Genomic DNA, 24,355 nt, shown 5'->3' with positions numbered 1-24,355 from the left:
AGACCCACCACGCACCCACCAACGGTGTGCACTGTGCACCTGTCCAGGTCTCAGGTGGGGGCACGGCGCTGTAGTTGGCGACGCAGAGCCGCGGGGAAGGTGGGTTAACGCCTAACCAACGGAAAATGGGGTGAATGTGATGAACACGTCGACGATCGTCAACGAAGAGTTCGACATCGTGATCATCGGTGCCGGAATCTCGGGAATCGGCGCCGCCCGCTACGTCACGAAAGCATTCCCGAACAAACGCGTCGTCGTGCTGGAAAGCCGCGACAATATCGGTGGCACGTGGGATCTGTTCCGCTACCCCGGTATTCGATCTGATTCGGATCTGCACACCTTCGGCTACGAATTCAAGCCGTGGAAGGACAGGGCCGCGATCGCGGACGCCCCACTCATCCGCGACTACCTGCGCGAAACCGTGCAGGAGAACGATCTCCAGAAGCTGATCCGCTTCCGACACCGAGTGACCTCGGCCGACTGGTCCACGACCGAGGCGGCCTGGACACTGCGGGTCCGGATCGACAATGGCGACCACTCGATCACCCACCAGCAGATCAAGGCGAACTGGGTCTTTGCCGCGACCGGCTACTACCGCTACGACGAAGGCTTCACCCCGCATTTCGAGGGCCGTGACGACTTCGGCGGCGACATCCTCCATCCCCAGCACTGGCCGGAGGGCTACGACTACGCCGGCAAGAAAGTGGTAGTGATCGGTAGCGGCGCCACCGCGATCACGCTCGTCCCGTCGATGGCCGCGGGCCCGGGCGCGGCCGAGCACGTGACCATGCTCCAGCGCACCCCGACCTACGTGATGTCGCTGCCCCGGGTGGACTCGCTGGCGCTGACACTGACCAAGCTGTTCGGGGAGCAGCGCGGCTACGCGCTGACCCGGTTCAAGAACATCTGGCTCGACCGTGGGGTCGTGAAGGGCCTGCGCATGTTCCCCCGGGCCGGGCGTGCGCTGATCCGCCGCGTCAACAAGCGCCTGCTGCCGAAGGGTTTCGACGTCGACACCCATTTCAACCCGCCCTACGATCCGTGGGACCAGCGGCTGTGTCTGGCACCTGACGGCGACTTCTTCGCCGCGATCCGCAAGGGTGATGCCTCGGTGGTCACCGACAAGGTCGTGCGATTCACCCAGACCGGCATCCTGCTCGAATCCGGTCGTGAGCTGCCCGCCGACGTCATCATCACCGCGACGGGGCTGAACCTGCAGCTACTCGGGGGCATGGACTTGCAGGTCGACGGCACTCCGGTCAACCTCGCCGAATCGATCGCCTACCGCGGCATGCTGCTCTCCGGCGTCCCCAACTGGGCGATCGCGGTCGGGTACACGACCTCGTCGTGGACGCTGAAGATCAGCCTCATGTGCCGCTACTTCTGCGACCTGCTCGCGCACATGGACAGCCACGGTTACGACACCGCGGTAGCGGTGGCCGAGCCCGGCATGCAGACCCGGCCTGTGCTCGACATCAGTGCCGGCTACGTACTGCGGTCCCAGCACACCGTGCCCCGTCAAGGAACCGAACTGCCCTGGCGGATGGGACTGTCCTACCCCGAAGACGCCAAACTGCTGCGGGGTGCGCTGTTCGACGAAAGCTTGCACCTCAGCGCCAGCACCGACCAGCCCTTCGCTGGCGACACATCCACTCTCGGGCAACTGACCGGCGCGGCACAGGAATCCGGCAATGTCTGACCAGTCCGAGGTGAGCACGGATCAGTTCACACGTCTGCCCAGCGGCATCCGTGTCTGCTATCGCGTCGACGGTCAGCCAGGCCAACCCGCGGTGCTGCTCCTCGGTGGTCTCGGTGAAGACCTGACCATGTGGTCCCAGCGCTTCGTGACAGCGCTCGTATCCCGCGGCTTCCTCGTCATCCGGATGGACAACCGGGACAGCGGTCGGTCGACCTTCGTCTCCGATCCCGCCCCGGGGGTCCTGCGGCTGGCCTCGTCGCGCCCCCGCTCGGATGCCTACACCCTTACCGACTGCGCCACCGACTGCGCATACCTGATCGAGCACCTCGGTGTCGGTCCGGCTCATCTGGTCGGGCGATCGATGGGAGGCATGATCGCGCAGACGGTCGCCGCCGCATTTCCCACGCACGCAGCGTCATTGACCTCGATCTACTCGACAACGGGCAACCCGGCGGTCGGGCGAGCATCGCTGAAGACGACCTTCATCCTTGCCACTCAGTCGCCGAAGACGAAACCGCAGGCGATCAAGGCGCACCTTCGCCTGACCGCCAACTTGGCGGGCGCGGGGTATCCCATTGATGAGTTCGCCGAGGCCGAGCATGCAGCTACCCAATGGGACAGAACAGCCGGTGACGGCGCTGCCGGGATGCAACGCCAGCTACAGGCCATCCTGGCGTCCGGCGACCGCACCGCCGAGCTGCGCACGATCCAGGTGCCCACGCTCGTCATCAACGGCGAACGTGACCCCCTCGTCGACCCCTCCGGGGGCGAGGCGACCGCGGCCGCCATTCCCGACTCCCGCCATCTCGTCATCGCGGGAATGGGCCACCACATCCCGGACTCGCTGGCCGACTTGATCGTCGAGCGCATCGCCGCGCACATCGACAAGCACTGCGCCACACGGAAGCCACCACAGCGTCGTCGACGCACCACTGCCACAAGGCGATCTGGAGGAAACCGATGAACAAGACCACCGATACCCGCGCCGACAACGGGATCGAGTACTCCTCGTTCAGCGGCTGGATCGAACGGCCTACCGACTTCGCCCCACCGTTGGAAGGCGGGATCACCGCGGACGTCGTGGTCGTCGGCGGCGGGTATCTAGGTATGGCTACCGCCTTGCGCCTCGCCGAGCGCGGCGTCGACGTCGCACTGCTGGAATCGGAATTCTGCGGGTGGGGAGCGGCCTCACGCAATGCCGGATACCTGACCAATACCCTGGCCGGTGACGCACAGATGCTTGCTGCCATGCATCCCTGGCGCCTGCGCCGGGTCATCCAGTTCGCCGACGGCTCCGTCAACTATTCCGACGGGCTGATCGATCGGCTCGGCATCGACTGTGACTACGAACGAACCGGGAACGTGATCGCCGCCGTCACCCGGGGACAGCTCAAGCGATCACAATGGAACGCCCAGATCCTCGCCAACGCTGGAGCCGACGCCGAATTCGTCGACGGCAAAGAGTTCGGTCTACCAACAGCCTTTCTCGGCGGCATCTACGAGCGCCCGGGCGGACTCCTCAACCCCGGCAAATACGCGCGAGGCCTCCGAAGCGCACTCCTGAACTCACAGGCCAAAGTCTTCGAACACAGCCCGGTCGGATCGATCCAGCCCACGAGCACAGGCGTTACGGTCACCACCGCGAGGGGGCGTGTCCACGCCGAGCGCCTGGTGATAGCCAACAACGCTCATTCCCGGGACCTGGCCATCTCGCCCCGGAACATGACCGCGCCGCTGTGGGTCACCCTCGTCGAGACCGAACCGATCGACCCCGAACGGCTGCGCGAGACCGGGTGGACGAGCAGGGTCGGAATCTCAACCCACCACCTCGTCCTCGAGAGCTTTCGTATCACCCCGCGCAACACGATCATCTTTGGTGTCCGCCAACCCGAAACCGCCCGTGGCGTTCTCGGCGCCCGCACTCCGGACCCCGGCGTGGTTGCCGATCTGGTACGCGGATTCCGTGCTCGTTTCCCAACGTTGCACGATGTGGCGCCACAGCGTGCCTGGGGCGGGTGGATCGCGATGACGGCATCGTGGTTCCCGGTCGCCGGCGAAGCCGACAAGAACATCTACTACGCCGTCGCATGCAACGGTCACGGGCTGGCACAGGGCCCCTACCTGGGAAGCCTGCTCGCCGACCGGCTCTGCGGCGACGAGGTTTCCGACGACCTCCAGGCAGTGTGGCGCGCCCGGCCACGGTTCGCTCCCTCGCCTGCTTCCAGCCCAACGGCAGTTCGTGCGGCGTGGAGGCTCGATCGATTCTCCGACCTCCTCGACCGCCGCGTGCGCTGACAGTATTCCGCCGGCCGCACAGGCTCCGGCGCACTCCACGCTTCCGATAGACAAAGGAGTCACACCATGAGCGAGCAACTGACAGCCGACGTCGTCATCGTCGGTGCCGGGGTATCGGGTCTCACCGCAGCCCGCCGACTCCACCAAGCCGGACATTCCGTCGTCGTGCTCGAAGCCAGTGACCGGGTCGGCGGCCGCACCCTCAACCTCGATGTCGCCCCCGGGGTGATCACCGAGGGCGGCGGGCAGTGGGTCGGACCCGGCCAGGATCACGTGCTGGCGCTGCTGGACGAACTCGGCCTCGACACGTTCAAGACCTACGTCGAGGGCAAGTCGATCTATCTGCGCAAAGGCAAGAAGAAGCTGTACGAGGGCACGATCCCGCCGTTGAACCCGATGGTGCTGGCCGACTACGCCCAGATGCAGCTGCGTCTCGAGCGGATGGCGAAAACCGTCCCACTCGAAGCGCCATGGAACGCCCCCGAGGCCCGCCACTGGGACAGCATCACCTTCGGCCAGTGGATCGACGCGAACTCCTTCACCAAGGAAGTCCGGCTGCTGTTCAAGCTGGCCTTCACTGTCACCGACGGCGAAGACCTGCACAGCACTTCCCTGCTGGTGCAGTTGGCCCGCATCGCGGGCTGTGGCGGGATCGAGCACCTGGTCAACATCACCGGCGGCGCTCAGGAATCCCGGGTAGTGGGCGGCACCCAGCTGATCTCGCTGCGCATGGCCGAAGCCCTGCCCGGAAAGGTCGTACTCGATTCGCCGGTCTCGCAGATCACCCAGGACAGCACCGGGGTTCTGGTGACCTCCGCACGTGTCGACGTTCGAGCCGACCAGGTGATTGTCGCGATGGCCCCCTCGGACGCCAACCGCATCCGGTTCGCGCCGGACCTGCCCACGCGCCGGGCCATGCTGCAGCGTCGCTGGTGCAACGGCACCGAGAGCAAACTGTTCGCCATCTACGATCGGCCGTTCTGGCGGGACCAAGGATTCAACGGCCAGGCCATCACCGACCTGCGGGTCGCCAACTACGTCGTCGACAACTCCCCGCCCGACGGCAGCGTCGGGATCCTGCTCACTTTCATCGGCACCGCCGGATCCGGATACGGCCTGCACTGGAGCGATGAGATCCTCGACAACCCGGAGGTGCGCCGCGCGATGTTCCTGGCCGACCTGCAGACCCTGTTCGGGCCCGAGGCGGCCCACCCGAGGGCCTATCTGGAGAAGGACTGGACGCACGAACCGTGGATCAGTGGGTGTGTCAGCTCCCGCCCGCCCGGTGTGATCACCCAGTACACAGACGCCGACCGCCGACCGGTCGGGCGCATCCACTGGGCCGGCACCGAGACCGCCGTCGTGAACCAGGGCTACATCGACGGCGCGGTGAGTGCGGGACAGCGAGCGGCCGAAGACGTCGGCCGCGCACTGTCGCAGAACACGCCGACCTCGCCCGCGATCCCGGCCACCACTGCACAACACTGAGAGGGAATCATGTCGATCGCGCTGTTGCGCAACTACATCGATGGCTCGTTCGTGGCCTCGGTGTCCACCGAGGCGATGGACCTTGTCGATCCGGTGGACGAGCGGGTGGTGGGCCGAGCACCGATCTCGACTCGTGAGGATGTCGAGGCAGCGGTCGCCGCCGCGTCACGAGCGTTTCTCACCTGGGGTAAAACCACCCCGGCCTTCCGGCAGGCGGTGCTGTTGAAACTGGCCGACGCGATCGAGGCACACAGCGACGACATCGTCGAAGCGCAGTGCCGCAACACCGGTCAGCCGCGGGCGGTCATCGCGACCGAAGAGGTGGCAGTGGCCGCCGACCAGCTGCGCTTCTTCGCCGGAGCTGCCAGATTGCTCGAGGGAAAAGCCGCCGGGGAGTACATGGAGGGATTCACCTCCTACGTGCGGCGGGAACCGATCGGGGTGGTCGGGCAGGTGACGCCCTGGAACTACCCGTTCATGATGGCGATCTGGAAGATCGGACCGGCCCTGGCCGCCGGCAACACCGTCGTCCTCAAACCCAGCGACACCACACCCGAAAGCACCCTGGTCCTCGCCCGGCTGAGCAAAGACATCCTGCCCGACGGGGTATTCAATGTGGTACTCGGTGACCGCAGCACAGGCGCGGCACTGGTGTCGTGTCCCGCTCTCGGCCTGGTCTCGATCACCGGATCGGTGCGGGCCGGGGTCGCTGTCGCGGCCGCGGCGGCAGAGCAGGTCAAACGCGTACACCTCGAACTCGGCGGCAACGCACCAGCGGTGGTGTTCGCCGACGCCGACATCGACAAGGCGGCAGCCGGCATCGCCGAAGCGGCCTTCTTCAACGCCGGACAGGACTGCACCGCCGCAGCCCGGGTCCTGGTCCACCACAGCGTCCACGATCAGCTCGTCGAGACGCTGGTGAAGAAGGCGGAGACCCTGCGGCCGGGACTGCCCGAGGACCCGAATGCCTTCTACGGCCCGTTGAACAACATTGACCACTTCACCACGGTCACCGACAAACTCGATGCGCTGCCGTCGCACGCCCGGATCGTCACCGGCGGCAAACGTGTGGGAGACCAGGGCTACTTCCTCGAACCCACCATCATCACCGGTGTCGGTCAGCACGACGAGATCGTGCAGCAGGAGACCTTCGGGCCGGTGCTGACCGTGCAGTCCTTCGCCACCGAGTCCCAGGCCATCGACTACGCCAACGACGTGCACTACGGCCTGGCCTCGAGCGTGTGGACTCGCGACCACGGCACCGTCGAACGACTCACCCGGGCACTGGACTTCGGCGCGGTATGGGTGAACTGCCATATCCCGCTGGTCGCCGAAATGCCACACGGGGGATTCAAATACTCCGGATACGGCAAAGACCTCTCCGCCTACAGCGTCGAGGAATACACCCGGATCAAGCATGTGATGAGCACCCTCCACTGACGCCTGGACAGCCCTGCCCCCGTGGCGTCCGCTGCGCAGGCAACTCCAGGGCAGGGCTCTCTCCACGAACCACTCGAATCACATTGGTGTGGAGCACTTTTCGAACCCCGGCACCTGAGACACCCCGGTATCCGGCGCCGGACCGTCCCCGCGCGAACCATGTGCATGTTCCGAGGCGACGACAGACCAGTGCCGCGCAGCGCCGCGGCGCCCTCCGATCCATTCACCAGGAGTTATCTGATGACCGATATCGCCTATCGTCTCGCGCAACAGCGCTCTATTGTCACTGCGTTGCCTGGGCCGCGTTCTGCCGCACTGGCACGGCGGCGCGGCCAAGCCGTCGCGGCCGGGGTCGGTTCCGCGGCGCCGGTGTATGCCGCCGACGCCGATGGCGGGGTGATCGTCGACGTCGACGGCAACTCCTTCATCGACCTCGGCTCGGGGATCGCGGTGACAACCGTCGGCGCCGCCAACCCGGAGGTAGCCGCCGCGGTGGCCGAGCAGGCCCGCCGCTTCACCCACACCTGCTTCATGGTCACCCCGTACGAGGGTTACATCGAGGTCGCCGAACAGCTCGCGGCCCTGACCCCTGGCGCATACGACAAGCGCACGGTCCTGTTCAACTCCGGCGCCGAGGCCGTGGAAAATGCCGTCAAGGTGGCGCGGCTGGCCACCGGCAAGACCGCGGTCGTCGCCTTTGACCACGCCTACCACGGCCGCACCAACCTGACCATGGCACTGACCGCGAAGTCGATGCCCTACAAGGCCCAGTTCGGGCCGTTCGCGCCCGAGGTCTACCGGATGCCGGCCTCGTATCCCTACCGCGATGGGCTGACCGGGGACCTCGCCGCACGCCGCGCCATCGAGCAGATCGACAAGCAGATCGGCGCCGAATCGCTGGCAGCGATCATCATCGAACCGATCCAGGGCGAAGGCGGCTTCATCACACCGGCCCCGGGTTTTCTTCCCGCGCTGGCGGATTGGGCCAAGCAGCACGGTGTGGTGTTCATCGCCGACGAGGTGCAAACCGGTTTCGCACGCACCGGCGCCTGGTTCGCCAGTGAGCATGAGCAGATCGAGCCCGACATCATCACGATGGCCAAGGGCATCGCAGGCGGTATGCCCCTGGCCGCGATCACCGGCCGCGCCGAACTCCTGGATGCGGTACACCCGGGCGGGCTCGGGGGCACCTACGGCGGCAACCCGGTGTCCTGCGCGGCCGCGCTGGCCACCTTGCACACGATGCACGATCTCGACCTGCCGGCCCGGGCGCGGGCGATCGAGCACGCGATCAAGCCACGGTTGCAGGAATCGGCCGTTCGGACCGGAGTTATCGGCGACGTTCGCGGCCGCGGCGCGATGCTGGCCATCGAGATCGTCCACCCCGGAACCACCGATCCAGACCCCGACCTCACCAAATGGATCGCGGCCGAATCCCTCGCCCAGGGCGTGGTTCTGCTGACCTGCGGCACCCACTCCAACGTGATCCGGTTGCTGCCGCCCCTGGTGATCAGCGACGACCTGCTCGACGAGGCCACCACCGTGCTCGACGATATCCTGCGCGCAGCGGCAGGCCGCCGATGACCGACATCGACGCCCTCCTGGCCGCGCTGCCGACCGACCTGTGGATCGGCGGACACCAAGCTCCCGCGGCCACCGGGTCGACGTTCCCGGTCCACAACCCGGCCACCGGAAAGGTTCTCGTCGAGGTAGCTGACGCCGACCCAGCCGACGGCGCGCAGGCCCTGACCATCGCGGCCACCACCCAACCGGCGTGGGCCGCGACCCCGCCACGCCGCCGCGCGGGAATCCTGTACCGAGCATGGGAACTGGTGACAGCACGCCGACACGACTTCGCACTGCTGATGACCCTGGAAATGGGCAAGCCACTACCCGACAGCTACGCCGAGGTCGGCTACGGCGGTGACTTCCTGCGCTGGTTCGCAGAGGAAGCCGTTCGGATCAACGGCCGCTACACGCCCTCCCCATCGGGGAACGGGCGAATCCTGGTGACCAAACAGCCCGTCGGCCCGACCTTGGCGATCACACCGTGGAACTTCCCCTTGGCTATGGGCACCCGCAAGATCGGCCCCGCGCTCGCTGCCGGCTGCACGATGGTGGTCAAACCCGCCTCCGAAACGCCGTTGACCATGCTGCTGCTCGGCCAGATTCTCGCCGAGGCCGGTCTGCCGCCCGGTGTCCTGTCGATCCTGCCGACTTCGCGACCAGCGCAACTGACCGACCCGATGCTGGCCGACTCGCGGCTGCGCAAGCTCACCTTCACCGGATCCACCGCAGTGGGCAAACACCTGCTCGCCCGCGCGGCCACCTCGGTACTGCGCACCTCGATGGAACTCGGCGGCAATGCGCCGTTCGTTGTGTTCGCCGACGCCGATATCGACGCCGCAGTCGAGGGCGCGATGGCCGCCAAGATGCGAAACACCGGGCAGGCATGTACCGCCGCGAACCGCTTCCATGTCGACAACGCGGTCCGCGACGAATTCACTGCCCGCCTCACCGAACGCATGCGTGGGCTCACCGTCGGCCCTGGCCACCTCGACGGCGTGCAAGTCGGCCCGTTGATCACCGAAAAGCAGCGACACGCGGTCGACGAACTGGTGATCGACGCCGTCACCAAGGGCGCGGTGATCACCACCGGCGGCGCCTACGCCGACGGCGACGGCTACTTCTACCTCCCGACCGTGCTGACCGACGTCAGCGCCGATGCGCGCATTCTGCGTGAAGAGGTATTCGGACCGGTCGCCGCTATCACCGGCTTCGACGACGAGGACCAGGGCATCGCCGCCGCCAACAACACCGAATACGGCTTGGCTGCCTACATTTACACCCGTGACCTGCACCGGGCGCTGCGAGTGTCGGAGGCAATCGAAGCCGGTATGGTCGGCGTGAACCGCGGGATCATCTCCGACGTCGCTGCCCCGTTCGGCGGAATCAAACAATCCGGCCTCGGCCGGGAAGCCGGCAGCGAAGGCATCGACGAATACCTCGAGACCAAATACGTTGCGCTGCAATAGGCCTACCGGCTCCGGTCACGATCCGAGGCTTGCAGGGCGATATTCCCCGATACTCTCGGCCTGGCGCAGGAGCACGGACCTCGCTCGCGGCGCTGAGGTTGAGAGACCAGACCGCCTGGTCATCATCGCCCTCGCGGCGATGTAGGAGTCGGTCAGTGGATTCCGGGCGTGGTGGGTGTTGTGCGACATACCTTCGCAGTGTGTGGTCGAGAGACATTGGCCTCTGGCTGTGCCAGATGGTGATGTCAGTGCCGAGCCCGCGCAGGCTCACTGCCCGCGCCCTGCGGGGTGCCGCGAGTGGGGCGGGGTTCGCAACCCCGCCCCACGCGGAGGCCGCTCCGGGCTCTACGCGCAGCGGCTCATGCCGCCGGCCCTACGGGACTGGGACTGACCGGCTACTTCGCCGACCCCATTGGCATCCTGCGACAGCGGCGACAGCCCGCGGGGGTTGTCTGTCTATCCGGTGTGGACGTGAACGCCGGGCCCGGCGTCGACCAGGTTGGTGAGGGTGGCCCATTCGTCGAGTTCGGCGAGGCGTGCGGTGAGCGCGGCGCGCATACTGTCGGCGCCGGCGATGCCCAGGGCGAGGCGGCGGGGCGGGTTGTCGCCGGCCACGGCTGTGCGGATGGCGGCGGCCACGCGATCGACGCCGGAGAACGCCGAGGCAGGCAGCGCTTGGATCGCCTGCAGTAGGGCGCGCACTGTCTGGTCGTAGTCGGCGTGGGTTGCTGTAGCGGTGTCGAGGTTGGATAGGAAAGGTGTTGCGGTGAGGCCGGGCTGAACGAGAGTCACGCGGATTCCGAGGGGCACCACTTCGATTGCGAGCGCGTCGGAGAGCCCTTCGACGGCGTACTTGGTGGCTGCGAGCAGCCCGACGCCTGGATCTGCGGTCTGACCGTAGTAGGACGAGCCCTGCAGGATGTGCCCGGACCGCTGGCGCCGCAGCACCGGCAGCGTCGCGCGCAGCACGTTGAGTACGCCGAAGACGTTGGTGTCGAAGATCGCCCGTGCCTGCGTGTCGGCTGCTTCCTCGACCGCCCCGAAGAGTCCGTAGCCGGCAAGGTTGGCGACGATGTCGATGCGGCCGAAGCGAGCCACGCTCTGCTCGACCGCCTTCGCCACGGCTGTCTCGTCGCGCACATCTGCCTCGATCGTGAGCAGTCTGTCGGGTTCTCCCAAGTCACCGAGGGTTTCGGTGTGTCGAGCCACCGCGACCACAGTTTCTCCGGCCGTTAGCGCCTGAACTGCGAGCTCGCGTCCGATGCCCGAGGGGGCGCCGGTGATGAACCAGATCGGGGAGTGTTTTTCAGCATTTGTCATGTTGCGAGCGTAACGGCTTAGCTCGCAACGTTTCAAGTAGTTTGAGTGCAGTTGTTGTGATCAACTGGGTTAGCCGCTTGTCGCGTTGGTATCGTGGGGGAGTGGAGGCGACGCGTGAGGCACCGAAGTGGAACGAGGATGTCGCTGCTCTGGTGTTGCAGTTCGTCAACACCAGAGCCGACGGCGCGGGGCGTGTCGAGAACTTCGGCACTGCTTCGGGATTCGCGGACTGGGCGATCGAGCACGGCTTGCTCGACGCCGCCATCGTGGTGACCGACTCCGACGCGGCGGCTGCGCGGGAGCTTCGCGACGCATTGGTCACGGTGCTGCTGACACACTCGGGTGATCCAGATGTCGGTGACGCCCAGGTCGCCGAGGCGGAACGGTATCTGCTGCAGGCCGGTGTGCGCTATCCGCTCACAACGGTCGTCACCGCGGAAACGGCACAGCTCGTCGCCGGATCGACCGGTGTCCCTGGCGTTTTGGGTGCCGTTCTGGCCGCGGTGACCGAGATGGCGCAGCGCGGGGACTGGATGCGGCTCAAGGCATGCTGCAATCCGCCGTGCCACTTCGGCTTCATCGATCGAACCCGCAACCGGGCGGCGCGCTACTGCAGTCCGGGATGCGGATCGCAGGTGTCTATGCGCGCTCTTCGGCAGCGCCGCAAGCACGCCAGCTCCTGAACGGCCCGGTCCACCAAACCGCCTCGACGCACAGCAACTCGGCCGAGCCGCCCAGGAACACCTGGAATTGGCTCCCAGCAAGCGTTTTCGCCGACGACGAGGCGTCGCGTGAAACCAGAGGGACGCCCGTCACCGCGGCCCGGTTGCGCGAGGTGGGCGAACCCGCCCTCGCGGATGATTCGCTTACGCTGGCTGGCGGGTCGGCATGATCGTGACCCGCTGCAGGTTCACGTGCGCGGGCTGGGCCGCCAGGAAGTTGACGGCCTCGGCGATATCTTCCGGATCGAGCCGGGTCATCTCTCGTTTCGAACCCTCGAGCTCGGAGACCGCACTGCGGCTGCTCGCCGCGTGGACCGGGCCGCAGATTACGCCCGTGCACCCGGCGGTCGACGGTTCCGATGCGGAACACCCTCGTGCGCGGCATGCTGAATGGTTGGAGACCGAGGAACGCTGGTGTTCGTGTGATGAGCGCCGCGCCCGACGAGGCTGCCGTGGCACGCCGCGACCCGTCTGCCGTCGGAGCCCAGGCTGTGGCCCTCGTACTCCCCACATTCGGCCGCGACCCGTTCCTGCTCACCCTTCGCGCGGCAGTGCGCACCACCGCGCGACGGTCTGAGCGCCCCTACCGGGTGCGTACCGGCCAAGCGGGCGCTCCGGCTCCGAATTGCGGTGCGGGCCAGGCGTAGTCGGGGTACTCCGCCAGGGCGGGAGCGGCCGTTACGAGACCGCCGTGGCGCACGGTCAGGTCGGAGTTGGGGGCGGTGGCCGGGCCGTGCTGGAGAGTGCGGGCCGGGTGGGTGAGCAACCAGGAGGCCGTGCGCGCCAAGGAGACACGCACGTCGCGGCCGATGCCGTCGTAGGTGCGGGCGGCCAGCGCGTCGATCACGCCCGCGGCGAGCAGGTAGCCGGAGGCGTGGTCGAGGGCCTGCGCGGGCAGAGCGCCCGGCACCGAGGGCGCGCCCTCCAGGATGGAGATGCCGGTGGCGGCTTGCACGATGCTGTCGAAGCCGCGGCGCGCGCCCCAGGGACCGGACTCGCCCCACGCGCTGACCCGGCCGTGCACCAGGCCGGGGCGCACGGCGGTGGTGAGTCCCGCGTAGTCGAGCGCGCCCGGACGATACCCGCTGACGAGCACGTCGGCCGAGGCGAGCAGATCGTGGAACACCGCCGACTGGGCGCGCAGGTCGACGAGCGCGGAGTGCTTGCCCTGGCAGGTGTCGGCGTACTGCCACGGGATCTCGGGCAGCCACGGCGGATCCACCCGCAGCACCTCCGCCCCGAGCAGCGCCAGCGTCCTGGTGGCGACCGGCCCCGCGATCACCCGGGTCATGTCGAGCACGCGCACGCCGCGCAAGGGCTGGAACGGCGTGGCGTCGGAACGGAATTGCGCGCCCGCGCGGTCCTGCCGCGGTTCCACGGCGACCACCGGGCCGGACGCGGCGGCGTGCGCCTGCGGACTCGCGGCCCACTCGTCCTCGGTGCGCACCTGAACCGCGATCGCGCCCGCCGCCGCGGCGTTGTCCTCGATGTCGGAGGCGCGGCTCATGGCGATGTGGGCGACCGCGAGATCGAGGGGCGCGTCCTCCGGTAGGCCGAGGGCGGCGAGCAGGCGGGTTCGGTGGTGCGGGTAGTTGGCGTGGGTGCGCACCCATCCGTCGAAGGTGGGGAAGAATCCGGACAGATCGGCGAACATCGATACCTGGCGGCCGTTCGCGCGCAGCAGGCTGTCGCTGGAGAACGCCGCGGTGATCCGTTCCGGATCGATCCGGTGCGGCATCGGAGCCAGCCCGTGCGCGTCGCGCAACCGGTTGGCCGCGGCAGCCACGGCGGCCACCGATCCCGCGGCCAGTGACCATACCGGCAGTGTCGCAGCAAGATTGCTGCCAGGATCGGGGGAGTGCGTAATCTCGGAAGCGGGGACTCCGATTCCGGCTTCGTAGTCGTGGACCAGCCGTGCGTGCGCGTTCACCAGATCGAGACTAGCCGTACCGGAGGAGAAGGAGACCGACGTGGACGAGACGATCACCGCCACCGACTGGCTGCGCGTCCTGCGCACCGACCCGGCGCCGCGCCATTACCTGGTGTGTTTCCCGCCGGGCGGCGGTTCGGCGACCGCCTACCGTGACCTGGCCCGCGAACTCGGTTCCGGCGTGGCGGTACTGGCCGTGCAATATCCGGGTCGGCAAGATCGGATCGCCGAGCCGGCGGTCCCGGATCTGCACGCGCTCGCCGATCTGATCGCCGGAGAGTTGCTGGCGCACGGTCCGCGGTCCGGACTCGCGCTGTTCGGGCACAGTATGGGCGCCACCCTCGCCTACGAGACGGCCCGCAGGCTCGAGGACGGCGGGCAGGAACTCACCGCGCTGTTCGTCTCGGGCCGCCCCGCACCGTCTTTCGCCGAATCCGGCCGCCTGCACCTGGAATCCGACGAGGCGCTCATCGCGGAATTGGAGCGTCTCGCGGCCGATCCCGCGCCGATCGCGCTGCTGCGCACCGAACGCGGCCTCGCCGACCTGGTGCTGCCCGCGATGCGCAGCGACTACCAAGCCGTGGAGACCTACGCGCACCGGCAGAGCTCGCCGCTGGCCTGCGATCTCGCCGCACTGGTCAGCACCGAGGACCCGACCACCACACCGGACCAAGTCGACGAGTGGCGAGCCTTCACCTCGGGCGGGTTCGAGCGCGCGAACTTCCCCGGTGGCCACTTCTACTTCGACCAACATGTCGGCGCGCTGGCGGAATTCGTCACTCGGCACCTGCACGATCCCGCACGCCGTCGCTGAACCGTCTGCCCTGAAACGCATTACGCGAACGAAAGGACCTCGGCTTTCGCCACGGATATCCAGCGTGGGCCGAGCGGAAACCGATCAGCCGAGGTATTCCGACTCGAGGACGAGATCGTGCAGCAGCGACTGGTATTCGACGTGCGTGCGATGCTCCACAGTGCGCCAGGAAAGCCCCTCGTGCTCGCGCATGTAGCGCAGATAGTCCGGCGCGCCGGGAATCTTCACATTGTCGGCGACGACGAGGCTGCCCGGATGCAACCAGTGCACCTCGAGCAGCGCGAGCAGGTCGGGCAGGTACGCGGTCTTCAGGTGGTCGAGGAAGACGAAATCGAGCGCCCCCGAAGCGAATCCGTGATCGACGGCGAGTCTGCGCAGGGTCGTGCCGCCGTCGCCGATCTTGCCGACCACCACCTCGACTCGATCGTCGAGTCCGGCGTGCGCGATCACCTCGGTCGCGATCGCCGCGTTGGCGGCACTGGCCTCCACCGAGACCAGCCGCCCTTTCGGTGGCAGCAGTCGTCCCGTCCGCACCGCGCTGTATCCGCAGTAGGCGCCGAGCTCGAGCGCGAGCAGCGGCTTCGCCCGCCGGACCGCGGCGTCCAGCAGCAGGCCCTTCTCGTCGCCGACGTTCATCAGGATGCTGCGGTTGCGCGCGAAATCGTCGAAAGCGGCGAGCACGCTGTCCGGGTCGCCCGCCGTCGCGGTGTGCAGCACATGCTGCCGAACGGCCTCCTCGCGGCCGTCGCCGACCTGCCCGGTGCGCAGCACGGATCGTCCGCCGAGCGCGAAACGGATCGTCGACCAGCGTAGGAACGGCGCCTTGTCGCGCAGCAGCGCGCCGAGTCCGGCTCGCCGCGACCCACCGTGATCCGCCATGCGCGCCCTCCGATCGTGGTAGCCGGTGTCACCCGCGATTCTGCGCGCCCGACCCGGCCCGGCGGTGGAGGCTCACCACGGTGAGGGCTGATAGTCCTTGAGGAAGCAGCCGTAGAGGTCGTCGCCGTCCTCGCCCCGCACGATCGGATCGTAGACGCGGGCGGCGCCGTCGACCAGGTCGAGCGGGGCGTGGAAGCCCTCCTCGGCCAGGCGGATCTTGGTGTAGTGCGGGCGCTCGTCGGTGATCCAGCCGGTGTCCACGGCGGTCATCAGGATCGAGTCCGATTCGAACATCTCCTTGGCGCTGGTGCGGGTCAGCATGTTCAGCGCCGCCTTGGCCATGTTGGTGTGCGGATGTCCCGGGCCCTTGTACCCGCGGCTGAACTGACCCTCCATGGCGGAGACGTTCACGATGTACTTGCGGCGCGCCGGCGCGGCCGCCATGGCCGGGCGCAGGCGCGACACCAGGATGAACGGCGCCACCGAATTGCACAGCTGCACTTCGAGCAGCTCGGTGGGATCGACCTCGCCGACGGTCTGCACCCAGCTGTTGGTGTGCGCCAGATCGGGCACCAGCCCGCCGGCGTCGATCGCCACGCCGCGCGAAATCCGTTCCGGGGTGGCGGATCCCGCGACCAAGGCGAGTTCGGCGACGTCCGCGGCGGTGAGCGTGGGCGCCAGCGAGGCGGTGAGCGCGGTCGGGTGCGCCTGCATGGTCTTGCCGAAGCTCACCACATCGGGCAGCGCGCCAGCGGGCAGCGGACCGGACTCGGCCTTCACCAGCGCGCTGTAGGCGCCGGGGGAGCGGCGCACGGTCTGTGCCGCGTTGTTGATCAGGATGTCGAGCGGGCCCTGCGCGGCGACGTCGTCGGCGAGCGCCACCACCTGCGCCGGATCGCGCAGGTCGATGCCGACGATGCGCAGCCGGTGCAGCCAGTCGGCGCTGTCGTCCATCGCGGCGAAGCGGCGGATGGCGTCGTTGGGGAAACGGGTGGTGATGGTGGTGTGCGCGCCGTCGCGCAGCAGCCGCAGCGCGATGTACATGCCGATCTTGGCGCGGCCGCCGGTGAGCAGCGCGCGCCGGCCGGACAGATCGGTGCGCGCGTCGCGCTTGGCGTGACTGCTCTCGGCGCACTCCGGGCACAGCTGGTGGTAGAAGGCGTCGACGCGGGTGTAGCGCTGCTTGCAGATGTAGCAGGGTCGCGCGCGCATCAAGGTGCCCGCGCTCGCGCCCCTGGCCGTGGAGGTCAGCGGGATGCCCGCGGTCTCGTCATCGATGCGATTCGGCGAGCCGGTGGCGGTGGCGGCGACCACCGCGCGATCCGCGGTCGCGACCTTGTCGCGCGCCTCGACGCGGCGGCGCTGCTTGAGCTTCTTGAACATGTGCCCGACCGCACGCTGCACCGCGATCGAGTCGGGGTGTTCCTTGTCCAGCTGTCCGGCCTGGTCGAGTACCCGAAGACAGGTGGCGAGCTCGTCGGGATCGATACTGCTGTCGGCCATCGGGTCTGCGGAGGTCCTTCGTGAGCTGGGCGATCGAAGTCACCATTGTCGCAAACCCCGATGTCGGGTCGCGGTCCGGCCGTGCGGAGCGCGGACGTCTCTCCTGGCAGAGCGGGATTCCGACGCGCGACCGGCCGCTGTTTGTGCAGGAAGGGAGCGGGTAGTTGCCGCTGTGTAACTGATGATCATGCAGGTCCGCGGTGTCCTGCTAATCGCTCGCTCGGCTGGTCGCCGCGATCGTCCGGAGGAAAGATCGAGGAGGAGACCATGAGTCATTTGCTGGATTCAGTACTCGGCAGCACCGTCTACGACCGTGACGGCGACAAGGTCGGCAGGGTCAAGAGAATCTACGTGGACAACGCGAGCGGCTTCCCGACCTGGATCGCCGTCTCCACGGGCTTGTTCGGCCACGACTCGCTGGTGCCGCTGGCGGGCGCCGAACACCGGCGCGACCGCTCGGCGCTGCAGGTGCGGGTCGGCAAGGACGAGGTCAAGTCCGCGCCGTACCTGGACGAGGACGGCAACATCAGCCAGCGCAGCGAGCGAGAACTGTTCGACCACTACCACATCGACCCGGCTCTCTCGGCGTGGAAGACCTACGGCAGGCCCTACGGCGAGAACCAGATGGGCAACCAGCCCACCGCCGCGGACCGGGCGATCGACGGCGACGGGCGCACCGGCATGGAGCGGACCGACGGCGAGCTGATCCGTTCCGAGGAGCGGCTGGACATCGGCACCGAGCGCGAGGCAGCGGGCACCGCGCGCGTGCGCAAGTACGTGGTCGAAGACGAGCAGACCGTAGCTGTGCCCACCAAGCACGACGAAGCGCGTCTGGTGCGCGAGCCCATCGCCGACCCGTCCTCGGCGCGCGGCGAGATCGGCGACGACGAGCGCGAGATGACCCTGTTCCGCGACGAGGTCACCGTGCGCAAGGACTCGGTACCGGTGGAACGGGTGCGGCTCGAGGTCGACGAGGTCGACGACGAACGGACCGTGTCCGACACGGTGCGCAGGGAACGCGTCCAGACCGAAGGCATCGACGAGCCGCGCGATACCGATAGGTGGTGACCGGCCGCGCTACGGTGTCGTCGAGGACCGGAGCACATCCCTCGGCGGCGCCGGCGGCCGATTCGTTATCGAAGGAGAGGTCAGCTGTGCCGAACGACTCGGAGGTTCGCGACGCTTTCGACGCGGTACTCGCCGCGGCGGACTATCCGATCTGGGTGGTCACCACGGTCGCGTGCGGAACGCGCGCGGGATGTCTGGTCGGCTTCGGCACGCAGCTGAGCATCGACCCGCCGCGATTCGTGGTCGGGCTGTCCGAGAACAACCACACCTTCCGTGTCGCCGCGGACGCCGAACACCTCGCGGTGCACCTGCTGACCGAGCAGGACCGGGAGCTCGCGCGGTTGTTCGGCGCCGAAACAGGAGACAGCACGGACAAATTCGCGCGCTGCGCGTGGACCGAGGGTCCGCACGGGCTGCCGATCCTGAGCGCGGCGACGCACTGGTTCACGGGCCGGATCGTGGCGAGGTACGACTTCGGCGATCACGTCGGCGTCGTCCTGGAACCGACCGCGGGACACGCCGCCGATTCGGCACGTCCCGCGCTGCGCCTCGCCGCCGTCCTCGATCTCTCCCCGGGACACGAGGCCTGAGCCGAGCTCAGCCGCGGGGCAGGCTCGTGTCCGCGGCGGTCAGGTCTTCGACGAAATTGCCGAGCGCCTCGGCGACCAGCAGCGGTTCGGTGGTCGGTAGCCAGTGGTCGGCGGGGATCGAGCAGCGCCACAGTCGGTCCACCCAGCGGGCGCTGCCGTAGTAGAGGAACGGCGGCACCAGCACGTCGGTGGTGTCGACCACCAGTTGCACGGGCACCGGGGTCGGCCGGGGACGCGGCCGCAGCAGGCGGGGCGCCAGGTTGGCGTGCACGATGCGCGCGCCCGCGACCAGATCCGCCCGCCACGTCGGCGCGATCGGCGCGTACGCGGCGGGAATGCCGCCGAGCAGCTCGATCAACCAGGTGCGCATCCGTGGCGGATAGGTGACGCGGACGGCCGCGGTGCGCGCCGAGCCCGCGCCGTGCCGCCAGAATTTGCGGTCGGCCAGCAGTCGCTGGATCCGGTGCGGCCGGAGAGCCAGCTCGCGCAACTGGACGCCGAGGTGATCGAGATTGGGTCCGGAGATGGCGGTGAACGAGGCGATCCTGGTGGTGGCGCGCGGATCACAGATCGCCTCCCAGCCCTGGATCGCACCCCACCCGTGTCCGCAGACGTGCGCGGGCAGGTTCGGGCTCACCGCGTCGAGCACCGCGAAGAGATCGTCGGCCAGCTTGTCGAGCCGGAAAACGCCAGGGCCGGAGGGTGTTTCGGACCGGCCGTGCCCGCGGGCGTCGTAGGCGACGACCCGGAAGTCGTCGGCGAGCAGCGCGGCGACCTCGCGCCAGACCCGATGGGTGTCGGTGAGTCCGTGCATCAGTATCAGCGGAACGCCGCGCGGATCACCCCACTCGAAGACCGCGAGCTCGCCGTCGGCGCCGCGGACCCTGCGCTCGCGTCGCGGGCGGTGGGTTCCGCCCGATCCGGTCCTGTCGAACGATTCGGTCATAGGCTCGCCTCGGTCGCTGTCCGTCACTGCCGGGCGCGCGGCACCCGAACGTACTGGCGGTACGTTCCACGATATTGCCAGTACGGCGGCCGTCGAAGCAATGGTGTGGACGCTATGAGCTGGATCACGGACTCGTGGTCCGCCGTGTCTGTCGACCGGTGGGCGTACCGCCGGTACGGGTAGGCTGCGGCCGTGGGACGCACGCACGACAGATCCGCGAAGACGACGATCACGCGCGAGGAGATCGTCGACGCCGCCGTGCGGGTCATCGATCGGGACGGACCACGGCCGAGCATGGACGCCATCGCCAGGGCGGCAGGCATCACCAAGCCGCGCCTGTACCGGCGATTCGCCGACAAGGCCGATCTCTATGCCGAGATCGGTGACCGGATGGGCAAGTCCGTCGCGGCCGCGGCGGGCACCGACCTGACCCTGGTGCTGCAACCGCCGCGCATCGCACTGCGCCGCGTGCTCACCGGATACGCCGACCGTATTCTCGAGCACCCCAACGTGTTCCGATTCCTCGGTCGAGCGCAGATGAGCCAGCGCGGCGACGGCTCGGTGCTGCAGTTCGATCTCGGTCGCGCCGCGGCCGATCGGTTCACGCGACAGGCGCGCGAGATCGCCGAGTCCCTGCCGATCGATCCCGCCGGAATCGACTATCTCGCCCGCGCCGTCGTCGGTTCGGTCGTCGCCGTGACGGATCTGTGGCTGGGTGATTCCGGCCGCCCCGATCCGGAGAGCACAGCCGAATTCGTCGATCGGGCCGGCGGATTGGTCTGGGGACTGATCGACGGATTCCTGCGTGGGCAGGGCATCGTCGCCGACCCCGATTCGCCGATCTTCACCACGCTCGCCGCGCTGGAGTCCGCGCGCTGAACCCCTCCATCGGTCTGTCGGAGCGCACCTGTGACCGCACTTGTTGACAAGCCGCCAATAGTGCTGGAACCTGATGACGACGGACCGGCGCCGAGGCCGGTCCGAGGCGAGCAAAGGATCGAACCATGGCACGCGCCGCGTGGAGTGACGACGAGGTAGAAGCCGTACGCGACCTCGCACGGACGTTCTTCGAGAAGGAAGTCGTCCCGCACGAGGAGAAGTTCGTCGCGCAGGGCCACCCCGACCGCAACCTGTACAACCGCGCGGGCGAACTCGGCCTGCTGTGCACCGCCATCCCGACCGAATACGGCGGCGGGGGCGGCACTTTCGCGCACGAGGCGGCGATCATCGAGGAGCAGGCCTTCGCGGGCGACGGCTCGCTCGGCATGGCGGTGCACAGCTCGATCATCGCGCCGTACCTCATCGAGTTCGGTTCCGCGGAACTCAAGCGGCGGGTGCTGCCCAAGGCGGCCAGCGGCGAGATGGTGCTCTCCATCGGCATGACCGAACCCAGCACCGGCTCGGACCTGCAGAACATCAAGACGCGCGCGGTGCGCGAAGGCGACGAATACGTCATCACCGGCTCGAAGATCTTCATCACCAACGGCTGGCTCTGCGACGGCATCATCATCGCCGCGAAGACGGACCCCGCGAAGGGCGCGGCGGGCGTCTCGCTGATCTTCGCCGAGGTCGGCGACGACACCCCCGGCTTCACCCGCGGCCGCATCCTGAACAAGATCGGCGGCAAGGCCCAGGACACGGCCGAGCTGTTCTTCGACGGACTCCGGGTGCCCGCCGCGAACCTGCTCGGCGAAGCCGAAGGTCAGGGCTTTTACCAGATGATGCGGCTGCTTGCCCAGGAGCGACTCGTCACCGCCATTCTCGCCACCGCCATGATGGAGAAGGCGGTCGAGTTGACCGTCGACTACACCAAGGGCCGCGAGGCGTTCGGCAAGCCGCTGTTCGCGATGCAGAACACCAAGTTCGAACTGGCCGAATGCGCGACGCTGGCCAGGGTGTGCCGCACCTTCCTCGACGACGCGATCGTCAAGCATCTGCGCGGCGACCTCGACATCCCGACCGCGGCCATGTCGAAATACTGGATCACCGATCAACTCGGTATCGTGGTCGATCGCTGCCTGCAACTGTTCGGCGGCTACGGCTATATGACGGAGTATCCGATTTCCCAGCTCTACACCGGCGCCCGCGTCCTGCGCATCCTGGCGGGTAGCAACGAAGTGATGAAGGATCTCATTGCGCGGTCTCTCTGAAACCCGAAGCGGCGGAGCGGCGTCGACGGGGCCGAAGAGCGCCGCCGACGAGTCGCCGCGCCGCCGCAGGCTCGAACCCGACGAGCGGCGCGCGCAGATCCTCGCGTGCGCGATCGACATGTTCGGCGAACGTCCGTACGCGGCGGTGTCCACCGCGGAACTCGCGCAGCGCGCCGGAGTGGCCCGCGGGCTGATCAACCACTACTTCGGCAACAAGCGGGATCTGTATCTGGCGGTGGTGCGCCGGATGGTGACCCTGCCCAAGCTCGACGCCATGACGGTGCCCGCGGGGACCGATCGCGAGCGTGTCGACGCCAGCGTGCACTGGCTGCTGGACACCATCGGCGAGCACGGCAGCACCTGGGTGAAGGTCACCAGCCACGAGGGCGTCGGCGACGACCCCGAGGTGCAGCAGATCCTCGACGAGGCCGACGACGCCGCCGCCGAGCGCACGCTGGTGATGATCGGTTTGGCCGGTTCGGCGCACAGTGCCGAACTGCGGGCCATGGTGCGGGCGTACGGCGGGCTGGTCAAAGTCGCGGGCCGGGAGTGGATCACCCGCGGCAACCTCACTCGGGAACAGGTGCACGAACTGCTCGCCGATCTGCTGCTGACGCTGGTCACCGAGACGATGCCCAAGGTCGACCGGCGGCGCTGATCCGCCCGCCGGTTCGGCACGGCTCCGCGCGGTAACCAGCGGATACAGGTCCATCCGCGTGAATCTCGGTTCTGGATCGGGCATTTGGCAGGAGAAAATCGCTCGAATCTTTCCGAGATTCCTGCGGAAGGGCTTGGTAGCCGGGAGTAAGCTGATCTGGACGCCTTCCCGCACTATCGAAGGAGCGCTCGCGTCGCGGCCGACATCCGCGACGTTCGACTCGTCCGCTGGGTGCCGCGGAGGGCGGATGCCTGATGATCCGGCGCCGGCCCGTTGCCTGTCGGGGCGCTGATCTGGTCGCGTGGCCGTCGAGTCGACACTCCCGGTGGCGGACGGATGGTCGGCGTCCAGGCGCCCGCCCACCTGGCCGCGGCACGGCAGCCTGCGACCGCATCATCGGCGCAGCCGGGCTGTCCAATCCAGCGCCCAACTGGCTGAAAACCCATGAGCGGCCGACGCGGGCCTTTGTGAATTACTCGATCGAATCAAGGGATTACACAATGTCCAGCAAAATGATCAAGACCGCCGCCGCGACCGCCATGGCCCTGCCACTGTGCTTCCTCGCAGCGCCCGCCTCGGCGACCCCGGCTCCCGCGGAAGCGGCTCCGGTCTCCGCGTCCGTCACGCCCGCCGGAGGTTCCGTGATCCTCTGCCTGCCTCTCGGCAGTGTCGTCTTCTGTATCTGAGTTCGCCGCACTCGCCGCGCGTACCACGCGGCGTGGCGTCCGAGCCGGCCGTTCACGCGGTCGGCTTCGGCGCGCGGGGCGGCGTTGCGCCGTAGCGCTTTTCGTCACGGTTGCGACACCTGGCACTATTCCGGGCAATTCGTAGTTATCGCCGAGCGGATCGCGCGCGCTTGCGCACGTCAGGACCGATTGCCCTGGCCCGGTGAACCGGTGCTCCGTGCATTGGTCCCTCCCGCGTGCGCCAGCGCATAGCCAGCGATGTCACCGCAAGCTCGGCACGAACCTCACGTTCCGGGGGCCGAGCGTTGTGCCGAGTTCCCTATTTCGTTATCGATCGGACAATTCGGTCTTATTGCGGCAATTCGTCCGTATTCTGTCTGCGTATCGGGCGGGACCGGACAGCCCGGGTTTCCGCGCGATGAGTGAATGCGAGAGGGACCTGGATGGCACGCACGCAACAGTGGCAGGAGCGCGAGCGCTGGCCCGAGGCTTGGCCGGACGAGCGGGAACCGGAGGATCCGTTCCCCTTCGAGCCGCGGCCGATCGTCAATCCCTATGCGATCGTCGCGCTGGTGGCCGCGTTGCTCGCGTTGTTTCCCGTCGCGATCGTCTTCGGGTTCATCGCTTTCAGTCATCCGCGCGGACGGGTGATGGCTTGCTTCGCGCTGCTGCTCGGCGCGGCCGAGGTCGCGGCGGTGGCGGGGTTCTTCGTACTGTCCGGGAACATGTTGCCCGACACCGTTTCCCGCGCCAACCAGGCGACCGCGTCCACGACCGCCCAGGTCACGACGGTCGCCACCACCTCGGCGCCGACTCCGGTGGCACCGCCGCCGACCACCGCGTCCCCGACCGCCACCCCGCCGACGGTGCGCAAGGGCGAGGCCTGCACCGAAACCCAAGCCGGGCTGATCGGCGCCGCGTCCGACGGCGGAACGCTGCTGTGCCTGGCCAACGCCGCTTCCGACGACGGCTACCAGTGGTCTGGCCCGTACAACGTCGGCACCGGCGTCTACGAGGCGGGCACCAAATGCGACTCCTCCGTCGCCAAAACCGGCCGCACCTCCGACAACCACGCCCTCGTCTGCGAAACCCAATCCCGCACTTCCGCTTGGGTCCTCTGGACGGAATAGGT

The 24,355-nt window shown here is 67.9% G+C and carries 21 protein-coding genes; 16 read left to right on the top strand and 5 right to left on the bottom strand.

Annotated features, from left to right (window positions below; genetic code table 11):
- Positions 1–139: 139 nt before the first annotated feature.
- The 7 genes from ABZV58_RS30415 (at position 140) to ABZV58_RS30385 (ending at position 9,957) form a co-directional block, all read left to right on the top strand.
- Positions 140–1,699 (top strand): NAD(P)/FAD-dependent oxidoreductase, encoded by a 1,560-nt coding sequence (locus tag ABZV58_RS30415; protein WP_355003622.1) that lies wholly within the window; start codon positions 140–142, stop codon positions 1,697–1,699.
- Positions 1,692–2,663: an alpha/beta hydrolase gene (locus ABZV58_RS30410; protein WP_355003621.1), complete on the top strand. Its 972-nt coding sequence runs from the start codon at positions 1,692–1,694 to the stop codon at positions 2,661–2,663. The genes ABZV58_RS30415 and ABZV58_RS30410 overlap by 8 nt, the downstream gene beginning before the upstream one ends.
- Complete coding sequence (locus tag ABZV58_RS30405; protein WP_355003620.1) at positions 2,660–3,994, top strand: FAD-binding oxidoreductase; 1,335 nt, start codon at positions 2,660–2,662, stop codon at positions 3,992–3,994. Before ABZV58_RS30410 ends, ABZV58_RS30405 begins: the two co-directional genes overlap by 4 nt.
- A 66-nt stretch (positions 3,995–4,060) precedes the next feature.
- Complete coding sequence (locus ABZV58_RS30400) at positions 4,061–5,482, top strand: FAD-dependent oxidoreductase (RefSeq protein WP_355003619.1); 1,422 nt, start codon at positions 4,061–4,063, stop codon at positions 5,480–5,482.
- A 9-nt stretch (positions 5,483–5,491) separates the two neighbouring features.
- Entirely contained in the window at positions 5,492–6,922 is a 1,431-nt protein-coding gene (locus ABZV58_RS30395; protein ID WP_355003618.1) for an aminobutyraldehyde dehydrogenase, read from the top strand.
- A 240-nt stretch (positions 6,923–7,162) separates the two neighbouring features.
- Positions 7,163–8,506, top strand: a complete 1,344-nt coding sequence (gene gabT, locus ABZV58_RS30390) for a 4-aminobutyrate--2-oxoglutarate transaminase (protein ID WP_355003617.1) — start codon at positions 7,163–7,165, stop codon at positions 8,504–8,506.
- Positions 8,503–9,957, top strand: a complete 1,455-nt coding sequence (locus tag ABZV58_RS30385) for an NAD-dependent succinate-semialdehyde dehydrogenase (protein WP_355003616.1) — start codon at positions 8,503–8,505, stop codon at positions 9,955–9,957. Before gabT ends, ABZV58_RS30385 begins: the two co-directional genes overlap by 4 nt.
- Before the next feature lie 456 nt (positions 9,958–10,413).
- Here the strand turns inward: ABZV58_RS30385 and ABZV58_RS30380 are convergent, their stop codons facing one another.
- Positions 10,414–11,313, bottom strand: a complete 900-nt coding sequence (locus ABZV58_RS30380) for an SDR family NAD(P)-dependent oxidoreductase (RefSeq protein WP_355003615.1) — start codon at positions 11,311–11,313, stop codon at positions 10,414–10,416.
- 65 nt (positions 11,314–11,378) lie between these two features.
- Here ABZV58_RS30380 and ABZV58_RS30375 point away from each other — a divergent pair, with 65 nt between their 5' ends.
- Positions 11,379–11,960 carry a CGNR zinc finger domain-containing protein gene (locus ABZV58_RS30375; protein ID WP_355003614.1) on the top strand — a complete coding sequence of 194 codons (582 nt, stop codon included), beginning with the start codon at positions 11,379–11,381 and terminating at the stop codon, positions 11,958–11,960.
- A 622-nt stretch (positions 11,961–12,582) separates the two neighbouring features.
- Here the strand turns inward: ABZV58_RS30375 and ABZV58_RS30370 are convergent.
- Positions 12,583–13,929 (bottom strand): CoA transferase, encoded by a 1,347-nt coding sequence (locus tag ABZV58_RS30370; RefSeq protein WP_355003613.1) that lies wholly within the window; start codon positions 13,927–13,929, stop codon positions 12,583–12,585.
- 40 nt (positions 13,930–13,969) lie between these two features.
- On the opposite strand from ABZV58_RS30370, the gene ABZV58_RS30365 reads away from it, so the two are divergent.
- Positions 13,970–14,743 carry an alpha/beta fold hydrolase gene (locus tag ABZV58_RS30365; RefSeq protein ID WP_355003612.1) on the top strand — a complete coding sequence of 258 codons (774 nt, stop codon included), beginning with the start codon at positions 13,970–13,972 and terminating at the stop codon, positions 14,741–14,743.
- 84 nt (positions 14,744–14,827) lie between these two features.
- Here ABZV58_RS30365 and ABZV58_RS30360 read toward each other — a convergent pair whose 3' ends face one another.
- On the bottom strand, positions 14,828–15,622 hold the full coding sequence (locus tag ABZV58_RS30360) for a class I SAM-dependent methyltransferase (protein WP_355003611.1): 795 nt from the start codon (positions 15,620–15,622) through the stop codon (positions 14,828–14,830).
- Positions 15,623–15,694: 72 nt separating this feature from the next.
- On the bottom strand, positions 15,695–17,125 hold the full coding sequence (locus ABZV58_RS30355; protein ID WP_355003610.1) for an SDR family NAD(P)-dependent oxidoreductase: 1,431 nt from the start codon (positions 17,123–17,125) through the stop codon (positions 15,695–15,697).
- Positions 17,126–17,392: 267 nt separating this feature from the next.
- On the opposite strand from ABZV58_RS30355, the gene ABZV58_RS30350 reads away from it, so the two are divergent.
- Together ABZV58_RS30350 and ABZV58_RS30345 are read left to right on the top strand one after the other, a co-directional pair.
- The gene (locus tag ABZV58_RS30350; protein WP_355003609.1) at positions 17,393–18,193 is read left to right on the top strand and encodes a PRC and DUF2382 domain-containing protein; all 801 of its coding nucleotides are present in this window, start codon (positions 17,393–17,395) and stop codon (positions 18,191–18,193) included.
- A gap of 86 nt (positions 18,194–18,279) precedes the next feature.
- A complete protein-coding gene (locus ABZV58_RS30345) occupies positions 18,280–18,783 on the top strand; it encodes a flavin reductase family protein (protein ID WP_355003608.1) in 504 nt (167 codons plus the stop codon).
- A gap of 7 nt (positions 18,784–18,790) precedes the next feature.
- On the opposite strand, the gene ABZV58_RS30340 is transcribed toward ABZV58_RS30345, so the two are convergent.
- On the bottom strand, positions 18,791–19,729 hold the full coding sequence (locus tag ABZV58_RS30340; RefSeq protein WP_355003607.1) for an alpha/beta fold hydrolase: 939 nt from the start codon (positions 19,727–19,729) through the stop codon (positions 18,791–18,793).
- Positions 19,730–19,921: 192 nt separating this feature from the next.
- Here ABZV58_RS30340 and ABZV58_RS30335 point away from each other — a divergent pair, with 192 nt between their 5' ends.
- The 5 genes from ABZV58_RS30335 (at position 19,922) to ABZV58_RS30315 (ending at position 24,353) form a co-directional block, all read left to right on the top strand.
- The gene (locus tag ABZV58_RS30335; protein WP_355003606.1) at positions 19,922–20,608 is read left to right on the top strand and encodes a TetR/AcrR family transcriptional regulator; all 687 of its coding nucleotides are present in this window, start codon (positions 19,922–19,924) and stop codon (positions 20,606–20,608) included.
- 125 nt (positions 20,609–20,733) lie between these two features.
- Positions 20,734–21,879 (top strand): acyl-CoA dehydrogenase family protein, encoded by a 1,146-nt coding sequence (locus ABZV58_RS30330; RefSeq protein WP_355003605.1) that lies wholly within the window; start codon positions 20,734–20,736, stop codon positions 21,877–21,879.
- Positions 21,880–21,976: 97 nt separating this feature from the next.
- Entirely contained in the window at positions 21,977–22,537 is a 561-nt protein-coding gene (locus ABZV58_RS30325; protein WP_355003729.1) for a helix-turn-helix domain-containing protein, read from the top strand.
- 500 nt (positions 22,538–23,037) lie between these two features.
- A complete protein-coding gene (locus ABZV58_RS30320; protein ID WP_355003604.1) occupies positions 23,038–23,223 on the top strand; it encodes a hypothetical protein in 186 nt (61 codons plus the stop codon).
- A gap of 443 nt (positions 23,224–23,666) precedes the next feature.
- Positions 23,667–24,353, top strand: coding sequence for a hypothetical protein (locus ABZV58_RS30315; RefSeq protein ID WP_355003603.1), 687 nt, complete (start codon positions 23,667–23,669; stop codon positions 24,351–24,353).
- Positions 24,354–24,355 lie beyond the last annotated feature (2 nt).

This window comes from Nocardia sp. NPDC004654 (assembly GCF_040609595.1).
Classification (GTDB): domain Bacteria; phylum Actinomycetota; class Actinomycetes; order Mycobacteriales; family Mycobacteriaceae; genus Nocardia.
This window is presented reverse-complemented; position numbering and strand designations above follow the sequence as displayed.

Bases quoted from the DNA above. Each gene is read 5' to 3' on its own strand.
- ABZV58_RS30330 (WP_355003605.1), top strand. From the start codon at position 20,734: ATGGCACGCGCCGCGTGGAGTGACGACGAGGTAGAAGCCGTACGCGAC.
- ABZV58_RS30355 (WP_355003610.1), bottom strand. From the start codon at position 17,125: ATGGCCGACAGCAGTATCGATCCCGACGAGCTCGCCACCTGTCTTCGG.
- ABZV58_RS30320 (WP_355003604.1), top strand. From the start codon at position 23,038: ATGTCCAGCAAAATGATCAAGACCGCCGCCGCGACCGCCATGGCCCTG.
- ABZV58_RS30360 (WP_355003611.1), bottom strand. From the start codon at position 15,622: ATGGCGGATCACGGTGGGTCGCGGCGAGCCGGACTCGGCGCGCTGCTG.
- ABZV58_RS30405 (WP_355003620.1), top strand. From the start codon at position 2,660: ATGAACAAGACCACCGATACCCGCGCCGACAACGGGATCGAGTACTCC.
- ABZV58_RS30385 (WP_355003616.1), top strand. From the start codon at position 8,503: ATGACCGACATCGACGCCCTCCTGGCCGCGCTGCCGACCGACCTGTGG.
- ABZV58_RS30400 (WP_355003619.1), top strand. From the start codon at position 4,061: ATGAGCGAGCAACTGACAGCCGACGTCGTCATCGTCGGTGCCGGGGTA.
- ABZV58_RS30350 (WP_355003609.1), top strand. From the start codon at position 17,393: ATGAGTCATTTGCTGGATTCAGTACTCGGCAGCACCGTCTACGACCGT.
- ABZV58_RS30315 (WP_355003603.1), top strand. From the start codon at position 23,667: ATGGCACGCACGCAACAGTGGCAGGAGCGCGAGCGCTGGCCCGAGGCT.
- ABZV58_RS30340 (WP_355003607.1), bottom strand. From the start codon at position 19,729: ATGACCGAATCGTTCGACAGGACCGGATCGGGCGGAACCCACCGCCCG.
- ABZV58_RS30410 (WP_355003621.1), top strand. From the start codon at position 1,692: ATGTCTGACCAGTCCGAGGTGAGCACGGATCAGTTCACACGTCTGCCC.
- ABZV58_RS30395 (WP_355003618.1), top strand. From the start codon at position 5,492: ATGTCGATCGCGCTGTTGCGCAACTACATCGATGGCTCGTTCGTGGCC.
- gabT (WP_355003617.1), top strand. From the start codon at position 7,163: ATGACCGATATCGCCTATCGTCTCGCGCAACAGCGCTCTATTGTCACT.
- ABZV58_RS30415 (WP_355003622.1), top strand. From the start codon at position 140: ATGAACACGTCGACGATCGTCAACGAAGAGTTCGACATCGTGATCATC.